The organism is Oceanobacillus manasiensis (assembly GCF_000724085.1).
Taxonomy (GTDB): Bacteria; Bacillota; Bacilli; order Bacillales; family Amphibacillaceae; genus Oceanobacillus_B; species Oceanobacillus_B manasiensis.
The window spans coordinates 848,130-867,727 of the sequence record NZ_CCDL010000002.1; the positions used below are offsets into that span (position 1 = coordinate 848,130).

Consider the following 19,598-nt stretch of genomic DNA (forward strand, 5'->3'; position numbering starts at 1 on the left):
AGGCCCTATTCAGTATTTCCACAAAATGAGACGGAAATCCTTGTTATGAAAAAAATGTTTATCCTTTATTCTTATGAACAATCCGGTATTCAATGGTTAAAAAAGGTACCAAGAAAATGCGCATTTTATGTGTCGCTCTCAATCTCCCATCCTGTTCTTCCCCTACAACAAATGTCTCTTCCAAAGGAAGCTTTATTACCTGCCTGCCAATAGCCAAATAGATACCTGCTTGTGGTGCATTTTCTTGTTGTTTACTTGTTAGTTGCAGGGTGCCATGCTTATTTTGCAAGGCTAGAATGCCCATCATAGTAGAGCCTGGAAGGGGGAGGGCAATGTTCATGGAGGTACGGCCCTCTCCTTCATGAAAAGAATAAATCGCAACAAATACTGTCTCCTCGTCCACCTTTCGCAGCCAGACCCGTGGTTTTGTTCGTCCATCAACTGTTTCGCTTACCCCGATGATTTTTCCCGTCATCTCTACTTCTTTAGCAGAGAAAGGAAGATTAAGCTGTCCAATCCGCTTACTAATATGTTGATAGATCCAAGCAAAGGGCTTAAACCATCCGTGCCATTTCACTTGCGAAAAAAGCCTGTAATCATTGGTGTTTTCATAGAAATCAATCACCGAATTTGATAGACTATCTCTTTCAATTTGTGGCTCGTAAATGTGCATGGAATCAACTAGCCCATTGTATGTATGTTCTGTTTTTATGTTAGCTAACATTTTTTCTCCAATAACTCGCTCTCCCCTTATCCAACTGACTGGAAAAGATCGATGACCCGCATGCGCCCCGGGACAACTGATCATCCAGCCAATTAGCCCAACCATGGCAAATACGACTCCATTCATTACACCATGGAATCTGAGCATAAAGTCAATACTTACATAAAACACACCTGTCATATTACCAAAGGCGTAGCATAGGGAGAACAAAATGGATATTCCCAACGCAGAAAAGGACAGCCGAATGAGCCATGCCTGTATTGGGCGGGAAAAGCTAGTTTTCCATGCTAAGATGATCAAGCTGTAGATCCCTATCATATAGAGGATCACACCAATAAACTCTAGTACTACTGCATAGGAAATACCGACTGCTACAAGAATGGGCGCCAATAAGATAGCTATACCAGCCATTTTATAAAAGCGGTTTTGGTTTAGCCTTCCTAAAAAACCTGCAAAAACCGGTAACAAGAAGGAAGCATAATGAAAATGGATGCCTGTTAACCATGTTAAAATCGGAGAAAAACCAGTATCTAGCTGAACGACACTAGCGAAATACCAAGCCCCTCCAATTGCAAGGTACATGCAACCTATATCAATCATAAATTCTTCAAACTGTGCAAACCCACGCTGTAATAGTCGCTTTGCCCCAAAGCAAGCCACAAGTATCGTAAAAGCTAGATAAAAAAGCGCAAGGACGATATCCCAAGGTGTGCGCTGTGTCATTTCAAGCAAGAAAACAGCAGTTAGTCCGAGAAAAGCTGCATACGGCAGGATACGAAAAAATCCTTGCTCCGCTTGGCCTAACAAGTGGAGAGTTAGTGGTACAAATACTAATTGGGCAATACTTAGCAATAAATAATACCATGGCCCAGTACCGAATAAAGTAAGAATTAAAAATAACACAATCATGCCTATTGCTACTTTATTAAATGTCATAATGGCGAAACGCTCCCTCATAGGCGAAAAGGCTTCCGATCAGCGGGTTTTTAACGTGCACGCTAATCGTGTACGCCTCTTTTTCCTCTATGTATGCTTCTTTAACAGTTGCTTTCCCTTGAAAAATGCTTGGCAATGGAACCTCAACTGGACCAAGCAGCAAGCGCTGTCGCTTGGAAGTGATGATGAGTGCTCCATGATCGACCGCCAGTTCCAGATCCGAATAAACAATGGGCGGTTCTCCCAGATAATCCTCGATAATAGCCTCTTTTGCATTAAAACGCATTAAGGCATTAAAATAGCGTCGTTTTTTACCAAAGTAAAAAACACGCTCCCAGTGTACTTGTTTCTCCCCATCTCTTCCGATGCCTGGTGTGTTTTTTAACGTAAAAGGAATCCCTTCTCCTCTCTCTGGAAAAAGTAATTTTCTTTTTACACCAAACCAGCCAAGCGGCAGTAAGCCTTTTGGCACACCTTTTATTCGTTTCATGACACCCCTTGCTTCAAATGGACGGTCTTGTAAAAATGTATAGCGTTGTTGGAGTTTTGGGTGTAATTGGTAAAACGCTTGGCCTAATATTTGTTCGTATATCGAGACAGTCATGTTAATCTCCTTGCTTTCTTTTACAGTTTTTTGCAGTTGGCACCCCTCGACTTGCCATCCAGCCGACCCAGGTTAAAACAAGCAATGTCACGTTAAAGGTTAGGGCATTGAATGGCGCGGTAAGCTGCTCTGGAGCAGCAAAAATTGCTCCTACTGTTAGGATTGGAAAAGCGATAAACTGCAGTCTGTACAGTTGACGTTTCTTTCGATAGAATAGCCAGCCTAGCCCGAATAGTACTTCCAGTGCTCCAATTATCATCACGAGCATGATCGCTGTTTGTGCATCTACTGGAGCCACCTGTTGTAGCATGGACAGTTCTGCCGAATGCTGGTTTATGACCTTTGGCACTAAACCATGATAAATCCAGACAAAAGCGAAGAGAATACCAGTGATCCAGTGAGTAAAAAACCGTGTATACTGTGCCCATGGTTGTTCCCCTTTTTCTAGCCATCGCTTTACAACATCAAAACTAAGCGCTGTAGCCCAGCCGATTAATGGGCGAAATAATAGCATATCAAAGAGACTTCCAAGCTTGCCAAAGCCTGTTTCATAATTATATTGGGTGAGGAAGGTGACGGTGTTATCATTTTCTGGCTTGTACTTCCAATAACCTCTTCCTTCTCGAATAAGAGAAATTTTCTGATCCGTGCCAAAATGCAGTGAAGACGTTCTTGCATCGTCCTTTGCTTGATAGCTGCCCACACTTTCGCCCCAGCCTTTAATCCGTACTCCAAATCCAATTTTTGTTTGATACGAAAACTGCTGGGGCTCGCCTTCCTTTTTTGGTAAATATGTAATAGAGGAAAATCGCAAATCCCATTTTTCATGAAGATCAGGTCGCTGGGTAGCCTCCCATAATGATTTCATGTCTGTATGTATTGGTATTTCGACATAGATTGGTTTTGGCTTCATAATACCTCCCCTTAGAAATATGTTTATTTCAAATATAACATAAATTGCGTTATCTTTTTTTCTGTTTTAGAAGCTGGCGGAATAAGTAAGGTTTTCCCTACTCCCCCACCAAATGTTAGGTCTACAAATCGAACCTTTCATAAATTACCATTGCTAAAACTAGGTCGATTGGCATATACTATTAGAACAAACGTTCTACAAGAGGTGAAAGAAATGGACTACTCCAAATATGCTCGCAATGATGTGCTCTGTATTGATATGCGCTCCTTCTATGCAAGCGTGGAGGCAGTAAAAATGCACCTAGACCCTATGACTGCACTGCTGGCCGTTGTCGGGGATCCCGATCGACCGGGAAGTATTGTCCTGGCTGCATCGCCAGCACTAAAGCAAAAATACGGCATCAGCAATGTTAGCCGTTTCTTCGAGCTACCAAAACATGACCCCGAGTTGCACATTGTGCAGGCACATATGGCAGACTATTTATACGTTTCATCAGAGATTACGAAGCTGCTATATCAGTACGTTCCAAAAGAAGCCATCCACCAATACTCTGTGGATGAAGTTTGGGTAACCGTAAATGGACTGGAAAAATTGTTCGGGACGCGTTGGGAAATCGCTGAAAAAATAAAAGAAGATATCTTAGAAAACTTTGGCATCACTTGCTCTATTGGGATTGGGGATAATAAGTTCCTCGCAAAAGTGGTGATGGATTTGCATGCAAAAAAAGTCGGCATTGCCGAATGTCGCTATGAAGATGTAGAAGAGAAGCTTTGGCCCTTCCCTGTGGAAAAAATCTGGGGGATTGGCGGCAGAATGAAGCGTAATTTAAATCGTATGGGAATTGTCACGCTTGGCCAAATTGCCCGTTTCAGTCTGGATCAGCTGAAGAAACGATTTGGTGTGATGGGAGAGCAGCTGTACTGGCATGCATGGGGAATCGATCTTAGCCCGGTGTTTGGCAACTTTACGAAAACCGAACAAAAAGGCTTTGGCCATGGTATTTCCCTCTTAAGAGATTATTCGGCAGAAGAGGCCCCTATTTGCATCCTGGATTTATGTGAAGAGGTATGCCGTCGTGCCCGCACAGCTGACCAAGCTGGGAGAACGATTCATCTTGGAATCTCTTATTCAAAAGAAACAGGCGGCGGCTTTTCCAGGTCCCAATCAGTCAGTATTCCGACAAATGTAACGATGGATGTTTATGGCGTCTGTCTTCAGCTTTTCCGCAAATTTTATGATGGAAAAAGCAATATTCGCCATGTCTACGTCACATTGGGTAATCTATTTGCCAAAGGCGAAACCCAGTTGGATCTGTTTGAAGATCGCCCCAAGAAGAACGATATCGGCTATGCCATGGACGCTATTCGCGATAAATTTGGAACTACCGCTATCCTCCGTGCCACTAGCTATACAAACGCAGGTATCACCATTGGTCGGAGTAAGAAAATCGGTGGACATAGAGCATAGAAATTCAGATATTAGTCAAAAATATAGCGATAGAGGCTGTTTTACCCCTATCGCTCTTCCAAAAAGACCTTTTGTCATTAAATTATACAGAGTGATCAATACAAGTTATTAACCTATTTTCAATATCAGCTGCAAATTCCTTTATTGATTCGTCATTTACCATTTCGATTAAAGCTGTAGGTTTCGGCATACCTATTTTAACTTTTTCAGTTTCCATATCGTGATAAACAACAATTTTGCAGGGAAGGAAGTATCCGACCAGCTGATTTTCTGACAGTACGCGTTTGGCTTCAGCAGGATTACATACTTCTAGTACCTGATAAGGCTGATTAAAATCAAAACCTTTCTTTTGGAGGGTTTCCTGAATATTGAACTGCCAAAGCACCCCAAATTGGTCATCCTTCAAATTCGTCTCAAGGGATTTTATTGCCTCTTTCATTGATTTATTTGTCTCAACAGTATAATGAAACACAATGGTCATCTCCTTTTCCAAATAACGGGTTATTTTAGTTTTATAGGTCTTTTCCCTTCATCAAATATTTAAACCCAAGCGCTCATGCCGCCTTTTACATTAGAAACTTTTTCAAACCCTTGTTTCTTAAGGATTTTAGCTGCCTTCATACTCCTCATTCCACTTTGACAAACCATTACAACCTCTTTATTTTTATCAAGATCCTTTGACCTGTCTGCTAACTGTCCCAACGGAATGTTTCTAAATGGTTTACGATGATTAACACGGTATTCACCTGGTGTCCTAACATCCACAAACTGAATTTCATTTTTTTGCTTGAATTTATCCTTTGCTTCTTGAGCTGTTATATTCGTTATCCCCTTTGCAGGTAAGAAACGATACATAAAAAACCAGATAATCACAGCCAGAATAACAACTTGTATAATTAATTCCATTTTGGCACTTCTCCCCTAAATGTTATTTCCTTACTCTCTTTAGTATTAGGCCAATATCTCCAACCATATCTTTATAGCCGTGGCGAGAATTAAAATTGCCAAAACCCACTGGAGTATTTTGGTGTTTATTTTTTGCCCAAATTTTGCACCAATCGGTGATGCTATCAGACTTGCAATAATCATGATTACTGCCGGTATAAATAGTACCTGACCGGTAAGGAGCTTACCTGTCGTTGCACCAATTGAAGAAATGAACGTAATTGCGAGTGATGTAGCGATTGTCATTCTGGTTGGTATTTTTAAGACGATTAGCATGATTGGTACCAGGATAAATGCCCCGGCTGCACCTACAATACCCGCTCCTATACCAACGAGCAGTGCAAGCCCCGCTGCAAGCCACTTATTATAAGAAACTTGATCCATCGGTATATCATCCAGTCCCTTTTTAGGTACAAACATCATCACGGCAGCAATAGTTGCCAGTACACCGTAAACAAGATTTATCCCTGCATCCACCATAAACTGGGATCCATAGCCACCAATAAAGCTTCCAATTAAAATACTGATTCCCATGTAAAGTATAAGTCCTTTATTTAAATAACCGCCTTTTCGGTACGCCCAAACTCCACCAATAGTAGCAAACAATACTTGCACAGCACTTATACCTGATACCTCGTGCGCTGAAAATGCAGAAATGCCTACTAAAGCAGGGATATAAAGCAGCATTGGATATTTAATGATAGATCCACCAATCCCAACCATTCCAGATATGAAGGAACCAACAAACCCAATTAGAAAGATTGTAATAATAAAAATTAAATTATATTCCATTGCTCGATCCCCCCTAACAAAGGGAGCCCACAATAGGTGGGGCTCCTTTAACCTTTTTTAATCCAAAACTTGAGTACGTCATCTTCTTCTGTATCCTTTAGCAGTTCATGTCCGCCTGACTTCGCCCATGCTGCAAGGTCACTTTTTGCACCTTTATCTGTTGCTTGAACTTCAAGCACGTCACCGCTGTTAAGATCGTTCATTGCTTTTTTTGTTTTCACGATAGGCATTGGACATGCCAACCCTTTTGCATCCAGAATTTTTGTTACATCCATTATTAATTCCTCCTTCGTTATTATCCCTGAACCGCACAACGGTTTGGTCCAGTTTCCATTTCTCTTTGTTTTTCATTTTCAGGGTTAACTTTACCCATGTTTGTTTCGCGAATTTCCTGGTAAGCATTCGGTTGTGGTGGAAGATTTTCCGTTACCATTTTCCGGAATGCATTCTCATCTTCTACCTGCAATCCCTCATTCTTGTTGTAAAGGTCACCGAGTCTTGCTGACACGCTTCCGTCATTTCCCAACTCTTCGGCAAATGAATAGTGTGCTGGAAGGACAATCAGATTTTCAGATAGTTCTTTGTAACGTGAGTAAAGCGTATTACGTAAATCGCCTACCCAGTCCTCCGCTTTACCAGCCAGATCAGGTCGTCCAATTGATTTAACAAATAGAATGTCACCTGTCAGTAGAAACTGATTATCAATAATTAAAGATGTACTTCCGATCGTGTGACCTGGTGAATATATCGGTTGTACTGTTATAGTCGTGTTTCCTACTGTAATATAGTTACCTTCTTCAAGTGGTGAATAGTCAAACGTTACCTCTTCAGCATCTTTAGGTGGAAGATGGTACGTTGCCCCTGCTTTTTCGGCCAGCTGTCTACCACCTGAAATATGGTCAGCATGCAAATGTGTATCCAGGGTATGCTTGATTTTAACTCCATTTTCAGCTGCAAAACCCTCGTAGTTTTCAATCATACGGTTGACGTCCACTACTGCTGCCTCTCCATTAGACTCGATAAAGTATGATAGGCAACCTTTACCCAACCGAACAAACTGATAAAGACTACCGCCGTCTTTCAGATCACCGATTTTAACTGGTTCAAGGTGTTCACTCCATGCTTTCATTCCGCCCTCAAGGCTGTATAAATTTGAATAGCCCGACTCTTCCAAAAGGTCCGCTACAAATTCAGATGATCCGCCTTTAGCACAGACAACGATAACTTCCTGGTCTTTATTAAATTTACCTTCTACAGGTTCGATGCCTTCAAGCAGGTTGAAATATGGTTCATTGATTACTTCAACCTTTCCACCTTCAATTTTCCAATTATCAAATTCATCTGTATTCCGAACATCTAGAATCAAAGTTTCTTCGTGATTAACAACTTTTTTTGCCAATTCATTGGTTGTTATGGTTTTAGCCATACATTTCCCCTCCTGCTTAGAATGTTAATGAAATATTTGCATCCTTTGCGTAATTAACAAATGACGCAGCTTCGCGAACTTCAATTCCTTCTAGTTGTTTTTATTTGTTGGTCCTTGCCATTCAGCCATACCAGGTACTACATTACTAACATCCTGAAAACCTTTTTCGGTCAGCTTTTGTGCTGCGAGGTCACTTCTGCTGCCTGTACGGCAAATGACGAGTACTTCACTATCTTTATTTAACTCACTGTAACGTTTTTCTAAATCCCCTAAGGGTATATTTACCGAACCAGGAATGTGACCGAAAGCAAACTCTGCAGGTTCCCGAACATCCAGAACGGCTATATCTTCTCCCTCTTCAATCTTCCTGCGAAGTTCTTCCAAATCAGTAACGGCGCCATGCTTTGTTTCTTTTTTTGTTTCTTCATCACTAGCTTTACGCAGATAATGTTTCAGGACATCGCTGTTTTCAACGGTCCCTAGATATTGGTGACCAGTACTTTCCGCCCAAGCCTTTATATCAGCCGTGGAACCTTTGTCAGTTGCCTGGACCTCTATTACTTCACCAGGCTGCAGATTTTTGATTGCCTTTTTCGTTTTAACAATTGGCATTGGGCAGGCAAGCCCCTTTGCATCCAAAATTTCGTTTGCTGAAATATTCATCAGAAAATCCTCCTCGTTTTTATTTTTCAACCTCACCGTTCCAGTCAAACATACCACCGGCCATATTGGTTACATCATAACCTTGTTCCTCCAAAAAGGTACAAGCCTTACCACTACGGCCACCTGAACGGCACACGAGGTAGTAATGATTATTTTTGTCGACCTCATTGAGCCGATCCGGAATCTGACCAAGAGGGATGTGTTCTGCACCTGGAATTTTTCCCTGTGCAATCTCTTCATCCTCACGAACATCAATAATGTTTAGTTTTTCCCCAAGCTTTTTGTTGCAAGTTCTGCTGCTGAAATTTCACGCATTCTAGTTCCTCCTAATTCATAATTATTATACCCTATAGGGTATTTATCAAACTAAAAAATATTATATAAATAAAGTTATATTTCCATCCTCCGAGTCACCTATATACGCTGCGACCCCGGCATATTCAATTTCATCCAACAATTCCTCTTTCTGAAGTCCAAGAAGATCCATTGTCATGGTGCAAGCAATCAGTTTAACTTCCTGCTCCTGCGCCATGTCTACCAATTGAGGAAGTGGCAGTGCGTTGTGTTTTTTCATTACATGTTTAATCATCTTTGGTCCCATACCTAAATAGTTCATTTTTGAAAGTCCCATTTTATCTGTGCCTCTAGGCATCATCTTTCCGAACATCTTTTCCAGTAAATTTTTCTTTACCGGAACCTGATTGTCCTTACGAAGTGCATTCAACCCCCAAAAAGTGTGGAAAATAGTTACTTCATGGTCATATGCAGCAGCACCGTTCGCGATGATGTATGCTGCCATTGTCTTGTCATAATCTCCGCTAAACAAAACAATCGTAGTTTTCTTTTTATCTGGCATATACATTCTCCTTTATATTTCAATAAAATTATACACATACCGGTAGGGGTATGTTAACTTGTTTAAAAAATAGGGTTAATATGTTTCACTTAACCCAAATTATATGCTAACTATTCTTTAATAATTTGTCAAATCAATGATTTATCTACTTTTAACAAGCAGGTTGACTGCTTCTTTGATGATGTCCTCTGAACTTTCGCCAGCTTCTTTTTCTTCTCGGATACATTGTTCTAAATTTTTACTAACTATTAATGCAATAGTCCGATCCATAGCATTTCGTACTGCAGACATCTGTGTAACCACATCACGACATTCTTTATCTTCTTCCATCATCTTTAACAAACCTCTAACTTGTCCTTCAATACGTTTCATTCTATTTTTGACTTGGTCATCGTATTTCATAAAGCGATTGCTCCTTTCTTTATCTTATTAGATAGTATCCGACAACCTAGATGCCTTTTCGCTTCAATAAACGGATACTGAGATTCTTATCAACATAATCTGATGCCACTATAATGACATCTTTATTAGGAATATATCGAAAGTGTCTGTTCAGATATGCTAGAGGCAAACAGTAAGCTTGCTCTATTGCATTCTTGAATGATGTCTGATAAATCAGTGTGTCGACTATTGTGACCTGCTAGTCGTGCTTTACAGCAACTTTACTTAATTCTATTTTCCAAACTCCCCGTACATGGACATATCTGCTGGAAAAAATGAGATTAAAATTACAATTGCTATAGTCATTAATTCTCCCACTTCATAATAACAGTATGACTACATAATATACCCTAGAGGGTATGGTGTCAACCCTAAAAAGTTTAAGAAAGAGAGGGAGAGTTTTACAAAACATTTATATAACTCTTAAATCGCCTAGCGTAACGGAATCCGAGCTTACTGAAAGCATTACACACAATGAGATAATCAATTTTATGAAAAATAACGGTGTATTGCACAGGTAGTAATATCGCTCGATCAACCCCATATGCGATTGATCAGTCGACTGATCTTGAGGTAAATGAAGTGGTGATTAGACCGTTGGTCCAGCTTGTTTTTTAATGTGTAAATATTAGGATAACAAGCTCGTTAGAGGCTTCTCAATTTTACTTTGAATTATAGGGTGGGGTGGGACTCGTATGGATCCTTTCTATAAGTTCCGACTATTTGGGATGATTAAAAGCACCTGGCCTTCTATTGGCCAGGTACTCTCTCTGTAAACCTATTCTGTCAGTAGTGGATAATATCCTTCTTCATTATGTGTTTCTGTTCCGACTAGAGGCGGATTAAACACACAGACCATGCGCATTTGCGTTTTCGCTCGTAAATGATGTTTATCATTTTTGTCTAAAATATACATCGTCCCCGGCTTCAGTGGATGCACTTTTCCGTTCTCTACCTCTTCAATCTCCCCTTCTCCTTCAATACAGTAAACTGCTTCAATATGATTCTTATACCAGAAGTAGTTATCCGTACCAGCTTTAATAATTGTATCATTCATACTGAATCCACAATTATCTTTCTTCATCAAGAATCTGCGACTCGTCCAGTTCTCACCAGATGTTTCGTCCTCTGTTCCAATAATATCTTCAAGTGATTTTACAATCATGGGTAATTCCCCTTCCAAATTTATTTCTATTAAGCGATCACATGTATTATGCTTTCTTCTAATATAGACAGTCCTTTTTCCAGGCCTTCCTTATCAATAACTAACGGTGGGAGAAACTTTACAACTTCATCATTTGGTCCGGAGGTTTCCACAATTAGCCCGCGCTGGAATGCTTCCGCACAGATTTTTCCGGCAAGTCCTTCTTGTTCAATAGCAATTCCCTGCATCAAGCCTCTGCCTCTGGCTTCTCCTTTTAGCTGGGGGTATTTTTCAATTAGATTCTCTACTTCTTCTCGCAAGAAGTTTGCCTTTTCCTGCACTGCTTCACTGAATTCTGGGCTCTCCCAGTTTTTCAATGCTTCCGTAGCTGCGATAAAGGCAAGGTTGTTTCCACGGAAAGTACCATTATGCTCACCAGGCCCCCATTGGTCGTACTCTGGTTTAATCAGAGTTATAGCCATGGGCAAACCAATACCACCAATTGACTTGGATAGACAAACCACATCCGGTTCAATGCCTGCAGGCTCAAAGCTGAAATAAGTTCCCGTTCTTCCATTGCCAGCCTGTACGTCATCAATAATCAACAAGATATCCCAACGCTTACAAAGTGCCTCCACTTTTTTGAGCCAGCTCATTCTTGCTGCATTAATGCCACCTTCACCTTGGACGGTTTCTAGTATAATAGCAGCTGGTAGGGCTACACCACTTCCACTATCCTCTAAAAACCTTTCCAAATATACAATAGAGTCTTGATCTTCGACATAATCATCAAAAGGCATAGATACTGTATGATGTAGTGGTATACCTGCTCCATGTCGCTTAAAGGAGTTCGCAGTAACCGAAAGGGAGCCAATCGTCATTCCGTGAAATGCGTTTGTAAAGCTGATAACCGAATCTCTTCCTGTTACCTTACGAGCAATTTTCAGTGCACTTTCCACGGTATTTGTCCCTGTGGGTCCAGGAAACATAATTTTATAATCGAGATTACGAGGTTTTAAAATCACTTCATTGAAGCGTTCAAGGAAGTTTTTTCTAGGAGTCGTTCCCATATCGAGGCTGTGAATGATCCCGTCATTCTGTATATATTCAATGATTTTCTCCTGCATTGCTTGATCATTATGACCATAGTTTAATGTTCCAGCACCAGCAAAAAAGTCAATATACTCTTTACCATCTGTATCCCAAAGCTTATATCCTTTGGCTTTGTCAAAAATAGTCGGCCAGCCCCTGCTATAGCTTCGAACTGCCGATTCCATTTCTTCAAACGTTTTCATTTTCGTATCTTGTATCACTGCAGTAGTCATGAAATCATCCTTTATCATTTTTTGGTTGGACCTATTTTAAACAATAACTCATCTTCATGGCCATCACGTGGGAAATCCGCGGAGGAAAAATAGTCTGTGATGATACAGTTCGTATCCAAATCCCGAGCAAGACCCTTAAAAAGATTAGTAGATGCTATATTCGACGGGGAGACTGTTGCCTCAATGTATCGTACCTCATTACATACAGTACGATTCAATAAATCCCTCAACATGCTGGAAGCCAGGCCTTTTCCCCTTCCTGAGTCATGAACAGCCACCTGCCAAATAAATAACGTATTAGCTTTTTTGGGATGTAGATACCCAGAAATGAAGCCACATACTTTTCCCCCATCTATTGCGACAACGGATGTATCGGAGAAAATATCACACCACATTAAATAGCTATAAGAGGAATTTAAATCCAATACACCAGTATGTTTAATGAGCTCCCACACCGCAGCGCCATCTTTCTTTACAGGGTTACGAAATGTTACATTTGTTTCTATCTCAGCAGTGCTTGCTGCCGAATTTACCTTCTGATTATAAATGCTCTCACCTCCTGTTTTTCTGTAAAAACACGTACTTTATAAGACTAATAGGAATCGATTCGAACGTCAAAACGGATTAAGCATGGTATAGCGTGGTTAATCAGGGTATAGTGGGCTAAGAGTAAAATGAGTATAACGATGCTATGATTATCTGGAAAATAGTAGCGAATAGAGCGAATTTTACGTATTTAAGAGTAATAGGGATAAATCAATTGGTCTAAGTAGGGGATTTTTTAGAGATCATGCTATACTTGTATAAGAAAAAAATTAAAGAGGTGACCTACATAGATGTATTCATTACGAAATCGGTACAAGCTGCTGATCGCTTTTCTAGCTATCATGTTGCTTATTGCCCTCCTGAACGGTTGTGGCAGCAATAATGAAACAGAAGAAAATGATACAGAACAAGATAACGGGGACGAATCCACGAAAGATGTCACAGATTATCCTGAAGTGGATGAGAACCCAATTGTCACAATTACAATGGAAAATGATGACCAAATTATCGCAGAATTATATCCAAAAGTCGCTCCTAATACGGTGGCCAATTTCATATCACTTATTGAAGACGGTTTTTATGATGGTCTGACTTTCCACAGAATTGAACCAGGCTTCGTCATTCAGGGAGGAGATCCTGATGGAAATGGTACAGGTGGCCCAGGCTATTCCATTGCTGGTGAATTTAAGTCTAATGGAGTAGAAAATGACTTAATCCATGATAGGGGCGTTTTATCGATGGCCAGATCTCAGTCACCTGATTCGGCCGGTTCCCAATTTTTCATCATGCTAGAAAGTTCTCCTCATCTGGACGGAGACTATGCAGCATTTGGTGAGGTTACAGAAGGAATGGATACAGTCGATGACATTGTTGCTTCAGGAGATACAGCTGTAATGAAGAAAGTTGAAGTAGATACACATGGATATGATTATCCTGATCCAGAAAAACAATAATGGTTTTTGCATATAAAAAGAACAGAGACGCCATCATCCTTTGCGCGTCTCTGTTCTTTTTTATCGGTCTATAATCTCTTTTAGAAAGCTTTTTCCCTCAGCAGTGGAAGGAAGTTTAAAGAAATCACAAAAGGTAGCACCAACATCTGCCATGGTTGATCGTTCACCAATCGACACCTGTTTTACCATGTCACCGAATATCAGGATAGGTACATATTCTCTAGTATGGTTAGAATGGCCAATTGTAGGATCATTCCCATGATCCGCCATCACAATAAGAATATCTTCTTTTGCCATTTGTGGTACAAAAGAGTCCTGTAGCCACTGATCCGTTTCATTTAATAGTGCAGCATACCAATCTACATCTTCAGCATGTCCCGCCAAGTCTGTTTCCTGAATATTTACCAGGAAGGCAGCCTCCCCATCCTCCTCTTGATACGTCCCCGAAACCGTCTCTAGTAATTCCCTCGTATTGACAAGTGGATTTCCAGGTCCTTCTCCATGTAGTACGTCTGCTGTTTTCCCTAATCGATAAACTTTTAGCTTGTTGGCAGCTGCAATCATTGGAAATTGCTTGTCTATTTCAACACCGTATCCCATGTGAAATACATTGTAACCTTCACCATATACGTGCGCTTTAGGGGTATCCACCCCCCACTGTCCATTATGCTTTTGTTTCACACAGGAAAGAATATGCTCAATTGATGTGAAAGGTCCTCCAAATGCGATGACCCTTGTCGTGTCAACATTATCGCGGACAGTTTGGCCAAGTTTTTTCACTTCATCAAACGCCATTTTTTTAAAATCAGCTGTCACATTGACAATATTACCAACAGCTGATTCGAGGTTATCTGCTACCACTGCTGCATTATTTACTAAAAGTACAGGACAGTTGGTAATGGGATAAGTTACCGAATAACCACCTGCTTCCAAAGCTTCTTTTAAATTTCCATGAATATCACGCATTAATCGTCTATTTGACTTCTTGGGACAGCTTCCCGCAATCTCTTGATGACCAAGATACGTGTCAGCTCCATGGTGAGCAAGCCTAGCATAGCCGTAAGCATTTTTAGGCGTCGGCTCGTTATCTACCAATGTCCCTAATCCAGCTCCATACATGAACGGAATTTGAAGCCCATCCTGCTTCGATTCTCTAATATGCTTATATGTGTTTGCACTGCAATCAGATGGTACGAACTCCTCACAGTCGTCCATGGCGCCAATCCCGAAGCTATCAATAACGATAAGTGTCATTTTCGCCATGTACTACCACTTCCTTTCCAGATGGATGAGCTTTGGTTCTCCTAGTTGTATTCCTTCCACTAATGCTACGTGAGCACGAGTAACAAAAATTTGCGTCCGAAAAGAAAAAATAGCTGTATCTCCAATATCGATTGTAAATCCACTTGGAGCATCAATCATTCCATAATAGTCTATAGATTCAGGGTTTAGCTCTTGGACAGTTGTCTGCTGTTTGAGAAGTGTAGCCGGGTCGTGCCCAACGAGACAACCTTCCATGTTAGACCGACCGTAATACCCACCAGCTATTACCTGATAGTTTCCCTTGTACGTATGAGAGACTTCCGATACATAAATAATGGCGGGATCTTCTGGCAAATCCTTAAAAGCATGAAGGGGCGTTGTCCCAGTCAGCCCATGCCCCGGTTCACCATGGGTGACTCCTTGTCCTGCTAAGAATGGAATAGTCTCAGAGCTAGTTCCGCTCGGACCATTTATTTGTTTTATTGTGACACCTTTTTGTTCTAAAATTCTTTTTGCTCGTAATAATGTGGATAGATTATTAGTTGGAATCATTTTTGATTTGTCTGATGCTAGTTGTAAGTTTGGAAAACTCGTTACCCCAACAATTGCCACGTTAGAGAGCTCTTTGATGCGGTCTATCGTTTCTTCCAACTCTTGTAGTGGTATTCCACCTTCCTGAGCAGGATATATGCTATCATCGTTATCCATTACTTTTAAAATAATGTCTTGTTCGACACCAATTGAGGCTGCTGCTGTTGCTAGCTGCACTGCACGTTCGTAAGAAAAAATAGTTACAACCTCTGGCCTCCAGCTAAGAACTTCCTTCCATTGATGTTTACCTGGTTGTACAAGATGCCCAATATTTCCTATAGGGATATTGTTGTCGGCAAGTACTTTACCTTCATCAAAATCAACCGCTACTGCCTTTATAATGCCACTTTGTTTAATTATATCTGCAATTTTCGGTAATCTCCCCAACTGCTTACTCATAAAGTAAAGTTCCATTCCGTAAGATGAAGCGACTTTTTGCAGCTTTCTTGCATTGCTTTTTAATACATCAACATCAATAATATAAGTGTTGGGAGGAATTTCTCCATTTTGATGAAGGGACAAGCCTGCTTTTATTAATGCAGGGTTTCGTCTTTTCGTTACATCTAAAAACATGGAAACAACCTCCTATCTTTATGTCAGTTCAATTAGTAGTTTATATTAGTTGTCCATTATTGTGATCTACTAGCCTGAATTGCTTTATCTAAAACTTGCAATACAGTCTCTGCTCCAGATTTCATAGGATTAAGACGCAAACCATATTTTTTAAGTCTAGGTTGTGCTTCTATAAAACTTCCAGAAACTCGGTAAATCATTGGTATAATCTCATATTTTGACTCCGCACCCACCGGATGTGTTGCAGCGCCCAATTCATTGCTTTTCCTAATAACTTCCTGCGCAATTGGCTCTTGCAACTCGACAATAACATTTTTGGATTGTGCATTCGTCATATAGGCTGTTTCAATTCCTGCTATCGCACCTTCATTAAGTCTCCTACACACTGCTTCAACTTGCTCGTTTTGAGTTGCTAGTGAAACCGGAGCAAAGGTCATCATCCTTAGTAATTCCATTGCTTCATAACCCTGAACTTGGCCTCCCCCGGAATAGTTACGTTGCTGCAATAAATCAATAGCTTCTGCTTTTCCCACAATGACTCCAATTCCTTCTGGTCCTAACAACTTAAATCCACTAAAGGTTGAATAATCCGCTCCATATTCCACACCAATTCCATATGCCTTCATGGCACAGTAGTTATCATCAACAACAACTGGAAGGTCTGGTCTAGTCTGTTTTACTGTGGAAATTACTTTTTTTAGATCGTATGTGTCAGTTGGCTGTTGACGTGCATGCTGGATATAGAAGACGCGGCACTCTTCGTCGTCTTTCACAGCCTCAGTAATAGCTTCCAAATCATTGTAGTCCACAGCTTTCGTTTTCAGACCTAAAATACGCAAGGTATCTTTCGTTGTGGTGTAAACTGGCGCTGTATGAGTAAACATAGTGTCACCAGCTGCCATTAAAGTGCTAAGAATAATACGGATTGCTCCTGTTCCAGCCCCTCGAACTAGGGCTGCTTTTTCTGTAGCAAAGAAATCCGCCAATACATGTTCTACTCGTTCCGTTTGCTCTGGTTTTTTAAATCGGGGGGAGACCCCAAGATCACCCATTGAAAGAAATTGATCTCCGGTAAAATGGATACTCATTTTATCAACTAGTTTAAATTGTAATAATTGTGCCTCGTAAATAGATAGTGTTGGCAGGACAGAATCGGCATACTTTAATTTCGTTGTATCATAGCCCATTTATCCTACCTCCTTTATTGCAAATGCATTTGCAGGATTATAAATAAGTAGATCTTTTATTATTTCTTCCGTAACACCGCGTTTACGAAGCTCTGGAATGAATTCTTTTAAAACAAGATCGTACCCAGGCCCGCCATGTTTATGCCAATGCGATTTACGTGTAAGATCTGCAGACAAAAGTACTTGTTTATGAAATCCTCGTGCAATAAAGTCAAGTAGGAAAGCAATTCTTTCTTCATCTGCACGATAGTTATTTTTGCCAATCGTATCGAAGCCAATATATACTCCCGATTGAAGAACATCTAGTACTTCTTCTTTATTCGGGTTTAAATCCTGGTGTCCAATAACAATTTGCTCTTTAGCTACTCCAAGACCAAATAACATCTCCACCTGTTTACTTCCAAGCGTGCCAAGTGAAGTGTGGGTAGATACTGGCAGACCAGATTCCCTTGCAGCATGCCCTGCTCCTAGGATTAACTCCTTTTCTAGGGGTTTTATCTCATTTATACTTGTGCCAACTTCGCCGATCACGCCAGGATAAACGCCAGTTCCTTCTATCCCTTCCTTAATCTCTGTTAAAAAATGTGCTGCAAATTCGTCTCTCCCCCAGCTTGCTGCAAATGTGGGTATGAATGGATCCTTATAAAATCCCGTACAAGTTACGATATGGACACCAGTCTTTTCACTTAATCGCTTAAGGCGGTTAACATCTCGTCCCATCCCGGCATTAGTCAGTTCTACCATTGACCTACCTTCCGCTTCATAAAAGAACGATAGCTCTGATAACATTCCTTCCTCATCATCTAAAATGGTGTCAGGGTCTCCTTTAATCCTGGACAAGTCGATGGATAGATGCTCATGTGCAGCACATATGCCAAATGCTTCTTTCTCAATTTTCCCTAATACAGTCTGTATCATCAAGTAACCTCCTAGGTATTATTGCGGTAATGTCATAATCCCCGTTAGCACCAAAATGTTTGCGATAACCCCTACTGCAATGGCGCCGACAGGTCCTACAGCCATCCGTACAATTGGTCGACCGGCAATTTCATTTAGCAGGTAAAAACCAGCTATAAAGAAGAATCCGAATCCTGGCGCAATCATATTTGCCGCATTGGCACCACCAATTAATAAAGCAACTTCTAGTAGTTTAGTCATCGCACTTCGAATATTCTCCCCAGAGTTACGAACTCCCGGATATTTATCTAGGAATCTAGCAATAACACTTAGCAGCATTACTTCGAGGAAGATCACAATAGCACCAACAATGACAGCAATCCATACATTAGGTACAAAAAGCCCGACGACGAAAATTAAAGTAAAGCCTACAGGACTATACACCCCTGTAGCAATGGCTGTACTGGCAACGAGCGGAATAAAACCAATCGCTCTTGCAGCTGCTGCAATCCCTGCATCAGCCTGCTTTCCCTCCGCAAGAAGGCTTAAAGAAATAGGATCACCTGCCATAAGTAATAGGTTGGTCGCCCCCGCAATCAATGCTCCAATAATCATGAAGAACACAACATTTTTCTTAATTGATTTAACCTTTTCACTGAAAATAGAAGCAAGGTCCACGGAACTGCCTTCCTCTTGTTTTTCGCGCATTGCAAAGCCAAACAAGAAGATCATTCCTGCAATCAGAGCCATCCCTTCTTGGTTAAGAGTAATAGCATTGCCGCCAATTGAAAGAAAGCCACCTTCATTCACAAATACAGCAAGCTGCCTTACGATTGCTGCCACAATAAAGGTTAGAACACCTTTTTTAATCGTGAACTGCATAGCAACTGCCAATGCTGGAAATGCCATAAAGGTAACTACAACAGGGGTGCCAACTTCACCCATTTCTTCAAGGAAATTGACTGGCAAATATTCGAATAGCTTGACGAATCCTTCCAGTCCGACTAATAAGCCCCAGCCATATACTGCCCCAACAGCTGCTGCCAAAGGTGTGCCCCATTTGTTTTTTGGAGTGATGAGCCCGATTATATCTGTTCCCAGCAAAATACTATGAATTAGAATAATACTTGCCGTTACCGTAAATGGAATACCAAACCCTACCACGAGCCCAAAGCTCATCGCAAATGCTGTAAGCCCCAATTCCCTGCGTTTCAACCTGCCTTCTATATGCTCCCCAACAATCGGTCGCAGTCCATCATTAAAGACCGCAATATTCATATTGGCAAGCACAGCTGCCACTGCCCCAATTAAAATAACAAAGATCATTTCCACTTTAACTTCCCCCTTTTGTT

Annotated in this window: 21 protein-coding genes and 1 pseudogene; 2 read left to right on the top strand and 20 right to left on the bottom strand. The window is 40.9% G+C overall.

Annotated features, from left to right (window positions below):
• Nucleotides 1-58: 58 nt before the first annotated feature.
• From BN985_RS13490 to BN985_RS13500, 3 genes are read right to left on the bottom strand one after another with little or no spacing between them, the layout of a single operon-like run.
• Nucleotides 59-1,660: a YndJ family protein gene (locus BN985_RS13490; RefSeq protein ID WP_052360683.1), complete on the bottom strand. Its 1,602-nt coding sequence runs from the start codon at nucleotides 1,658-1,660 to the stop codon at nucleotides 59-61.
• A complete protein-coding gene (locus tag BN985_RS13495) occupies nucleotides 1,650-2,264 on the bottom strand; it encodes a DUF4166 domain-containing protein (protein WP_042224009.1) in 615 nt (204 codons plus the stop codon). The genes BN985_RS13490 and BN985_RS13495 overlap by 11 nt, the downstream gene beginning before the upstream one ends.
• A gap of 1 nt (nucleotide 2,265) precedes the next feature.
• Nucleotides 2,266-3,177, bottom strand: a complete 912-nt coding sequence (locus tag BN985_RS13500) for a DoxX-like family protein (RefSeq protein WP_042224010.1) — start codon at nucleotides 3,175-3,177, stop codon at nucleotides 2,266-2,268.
• Between the two features lie 213 nt (nucleotides 3,178-3,390).
• Here BN985_RS13500 and BN985_RS13505 point away from each other — a divergent pair, with 213 nt between their 5' ends.
• Nucleotides 3,391-4,644: a DNA polymerase IV gene (locus BN985_RS13505; protein WP_042224011.1), complete on the top strand. Its 1,254-nt coding sequence runs from the start codon at nucleotides 3,391-3,393 to the stop codon at nucleotides 4,642-4,644.
• A gap of 82 nt (nucleotides 4,645-4,726) precedes the next feature.
• Here BN985_RS13505 and BN985_RS13510 read toward each other — a convergent pair whose 3' ends face one another.
• The 12 genes and pseudogenes from BN985_RS13510 to ectA all read right to left on the bottom strand — a co-directional run bounded on the left by BN985_RS13510 (nucleotide 4,727) and on the right by ectA (nucleotide 12,784).
• Complete coding sequence (locus BN985_RS13510; protein ID WP_042224012.1) at nucleotides 4,727-5,116, bottom strand: DUF302 domain-containing protein; 390 nt, start codon at nucleotides 5,114-5,116, stop codon at nucleotides 4,727-4,729.
• A 68-nt stretch (nucleotides 5,117-5,184) separates the two neighbouring features.
• Entirely contained in the window at nucleotides 5,185-5,550 is a 366-nt protein-coding gene (locus tag BN985_RS13515) for a rhodanese-like domain-containing protein (protein WP_042224014.1), read from the bottom strand.
• Nucleotides 5,551-5,595: 45 nt separating this feature from the next.
• Complete coding sequence (locus BN985_RS13520) at nucleotides 5,596-6,381, bottom strand: sulfite exporter TauE/SafE family protein (RefSeq protein WP_042224015.1); 786 nt, start codon at nucleotides 6,379-6,381, stop codon at nucleotides 5,596-5,598.
• A 47-nt stretch (nucleotides 6,382-6,428) separates the two neighbouring features.
• Entirely contained in the window at nucleotides 6,429-6,656 is a 228-nt protein-coding gene (locus BN985_RS13525; RefSeq protein WP_042224016.1) for a sulfurtransferase TusA family protein, read from the bottom strand.
• Between the two features lie 20 nt (nucleotides 6,657-6,676).
• Nucleotides 6,677-7,807: an MBL fold metallo-hydrolase gene (locus tag BN985_RS13530; RefSeq protein ID WP_042224018.1), complete on the bottom strand. Its 1,131-nt coding sequence runs from the start codon at nucleotides 7,805-7,807 to the stop codon at nucleotides 6,677-6,679.
• A gap of 90 nt (nucleotides 7,808-7,897) precedes the next feature.
• Nucleotides 7,898-8,470, bottom strand: a complete 573-nt coding sequence (locus BN985_RS13535; protein WP_042224020.1) for a sulfurtransferase TusA family protein — start codon at nucleotides 8,468-8,470, stop codon at nucleotides 7,898-7,900.
• Nucleotides 8,471-8,489: 19 nt separating this feature from the next.
• Nucleotides 8,490-8,785, bottom strand: a pseudogene (locus tag BN985_RS13540) (rhodanese-like domain-containing protein).
• A 61-nt stretch (nucleotides 8,786-8,846) separates the two neighbouring features.
• A complete protein-coding gene (locus BN985_RS13545) occupies nucleotides 8,847-9,326 on the bottom strand; it encodes a DsrE/DsrF/DrsH-like family protein (protein ID WP_042224023.1) in 480 nt (159 codons plus the stop codon).
• Nucleotides 9,327-9,467: 141 nt separating this feature from the next.
• Nucleotides 9,468-9,728: a metal-sensitive transcriptional regulator gene (locus BN985_RS13550; RefSeq protein ID WP_042224024.1), complete on the bottom strand. Its 261-nt coding sequence runs from the start codon at nucleotides 9,726-9,728 to the stop codon at nucleotides 9,468-9,470.
• Nucleotides 9,729-10,545: 817 nt separating this feature from the next.
• The gene (locus BN985_RS13555) at nucleotides 10,546-10,932 is read right to left on the bottom strand and encodes an ectoine synthase (RefSeq protein ID WP_042224025.1); all 387 of its coding nucleotides are present in this window, start codon (nucleotides 10,930-10,932) and stop codon (nucleotides 10,546-10,548) included.
• 29 nt (nucleotides 10,933-10,961) lie between these two features.
• Nucleotides 10,962-12,236, bottom strand: coding sequence for a diaminobutyrate--2-oxoglutarate transaminase (gene ectB, locus BN985_RS13560; RefSeq protein WP_042224026.1), 1,275 nt, complete (start codon nucleotides 12,234-12,236; stop codon nucleotides 10,962-10,964).
• A 14-nt stretch (nucleotides 12,237-12,250) separates the two neighbouring features.
• On the bottom strand, nucleotides 12,251-12,784 hold the full coding sequence (ectA, locus tag BN985_RS13565) for a diaminobutyrate acetyltransferase (RefSeq protein ID WP_042224027.1): 534 nt from the start codon (nucleotides 12,782-12,784) through the stop codon (nucleotides 12,251-12,253).
• 288 nt (nucleotides 12,785-13,072) lie between these two features.
• Between ectA and BN985_RS13570 the strand changes: the two genes are divergently transcribed.
• The gene (locus BN985_RS13570) at nucleotides 13,073-13,735 is read left to right on the top strand and encodes a peptidylprolyl isomerase (protein ID WP_042224028.1); all 663 of its coding nucleotides are present in this window, start codon (nucleotides 13,073-13,075) and stop codon (nucleotides 13,733-13,735) included.
• Between the two features lie 60 nt (nucleotides 13,736-13,795).
• On the opposite strand, the gene BN985_RS13575 is transcribed toward BN985_RS13570, so the two are convergent.
• Genes BN985_RS13575 through BN985_RS13595 form a run of 5 tightly spaced genes read right to left on the bottom strand, consistent with a single transcriptional unit; the run spans nucleotide 13,796 to nucleotide 19,572 of the window.
• Entirely contained in the window at nucleotides 13,796-14,998 is a 1,203-nt protein-coding gene (locus BN985_RS13575) for a phosphopentomutase (RefSeq protein ID WP_042224029.1), read from the bottom strand.
• A gap of 3 nt (nucleotides 14,999-15,001) precedes the next feature.
• Nucleotides 15,002-16,162: a YhfX family PLP-dependent enzyme gene (locus tag BN985_RS13580; protein ID WP_042224031.1), complete on the bottom strand. Its 1,161-nt coding sequence runs from the start codon at nucleotides 16,160-16,162 to the stop codon at nucleotides 15,002-15,004.
• Nucleotides 16,163-16,218: 56 nt separating this feature from the next.
• Nucleotides 16,219-17,349 (bottom strand): aminotransferase class V-fold PLP-dependent enzyme, encoded by a 1,131-nt coding sequence (locus tag BN985_RS13585; RefSeq protein WP_042224032.1) that lies wholly within the window; start codon nucleotides 17,347-17,349, stop codon nucleotides 16,219-16,221.
• Entirely contained in the window at nucleotides 17,350-18,267 is a 918-nt protein-coding gene (locus BN985_RS13590; RefSeq protein WP_042224034.1) for a phosphotriesterase family protein, read from the bottom strand.
• Between the two features lie 18 nt (nucleotides 18,268-18,285).
• Entirely contained in the window at nucleotides 18,286-19,572 is a 1,287-nt protein-coding gene (locus BN985_RS13595; protein WP_232225593.1) for a YhfT family protein, read from the bottom strand.
• Between the last annotated feature and the right edge of the window lie 26 nt (nucleotides 19,573-19,598).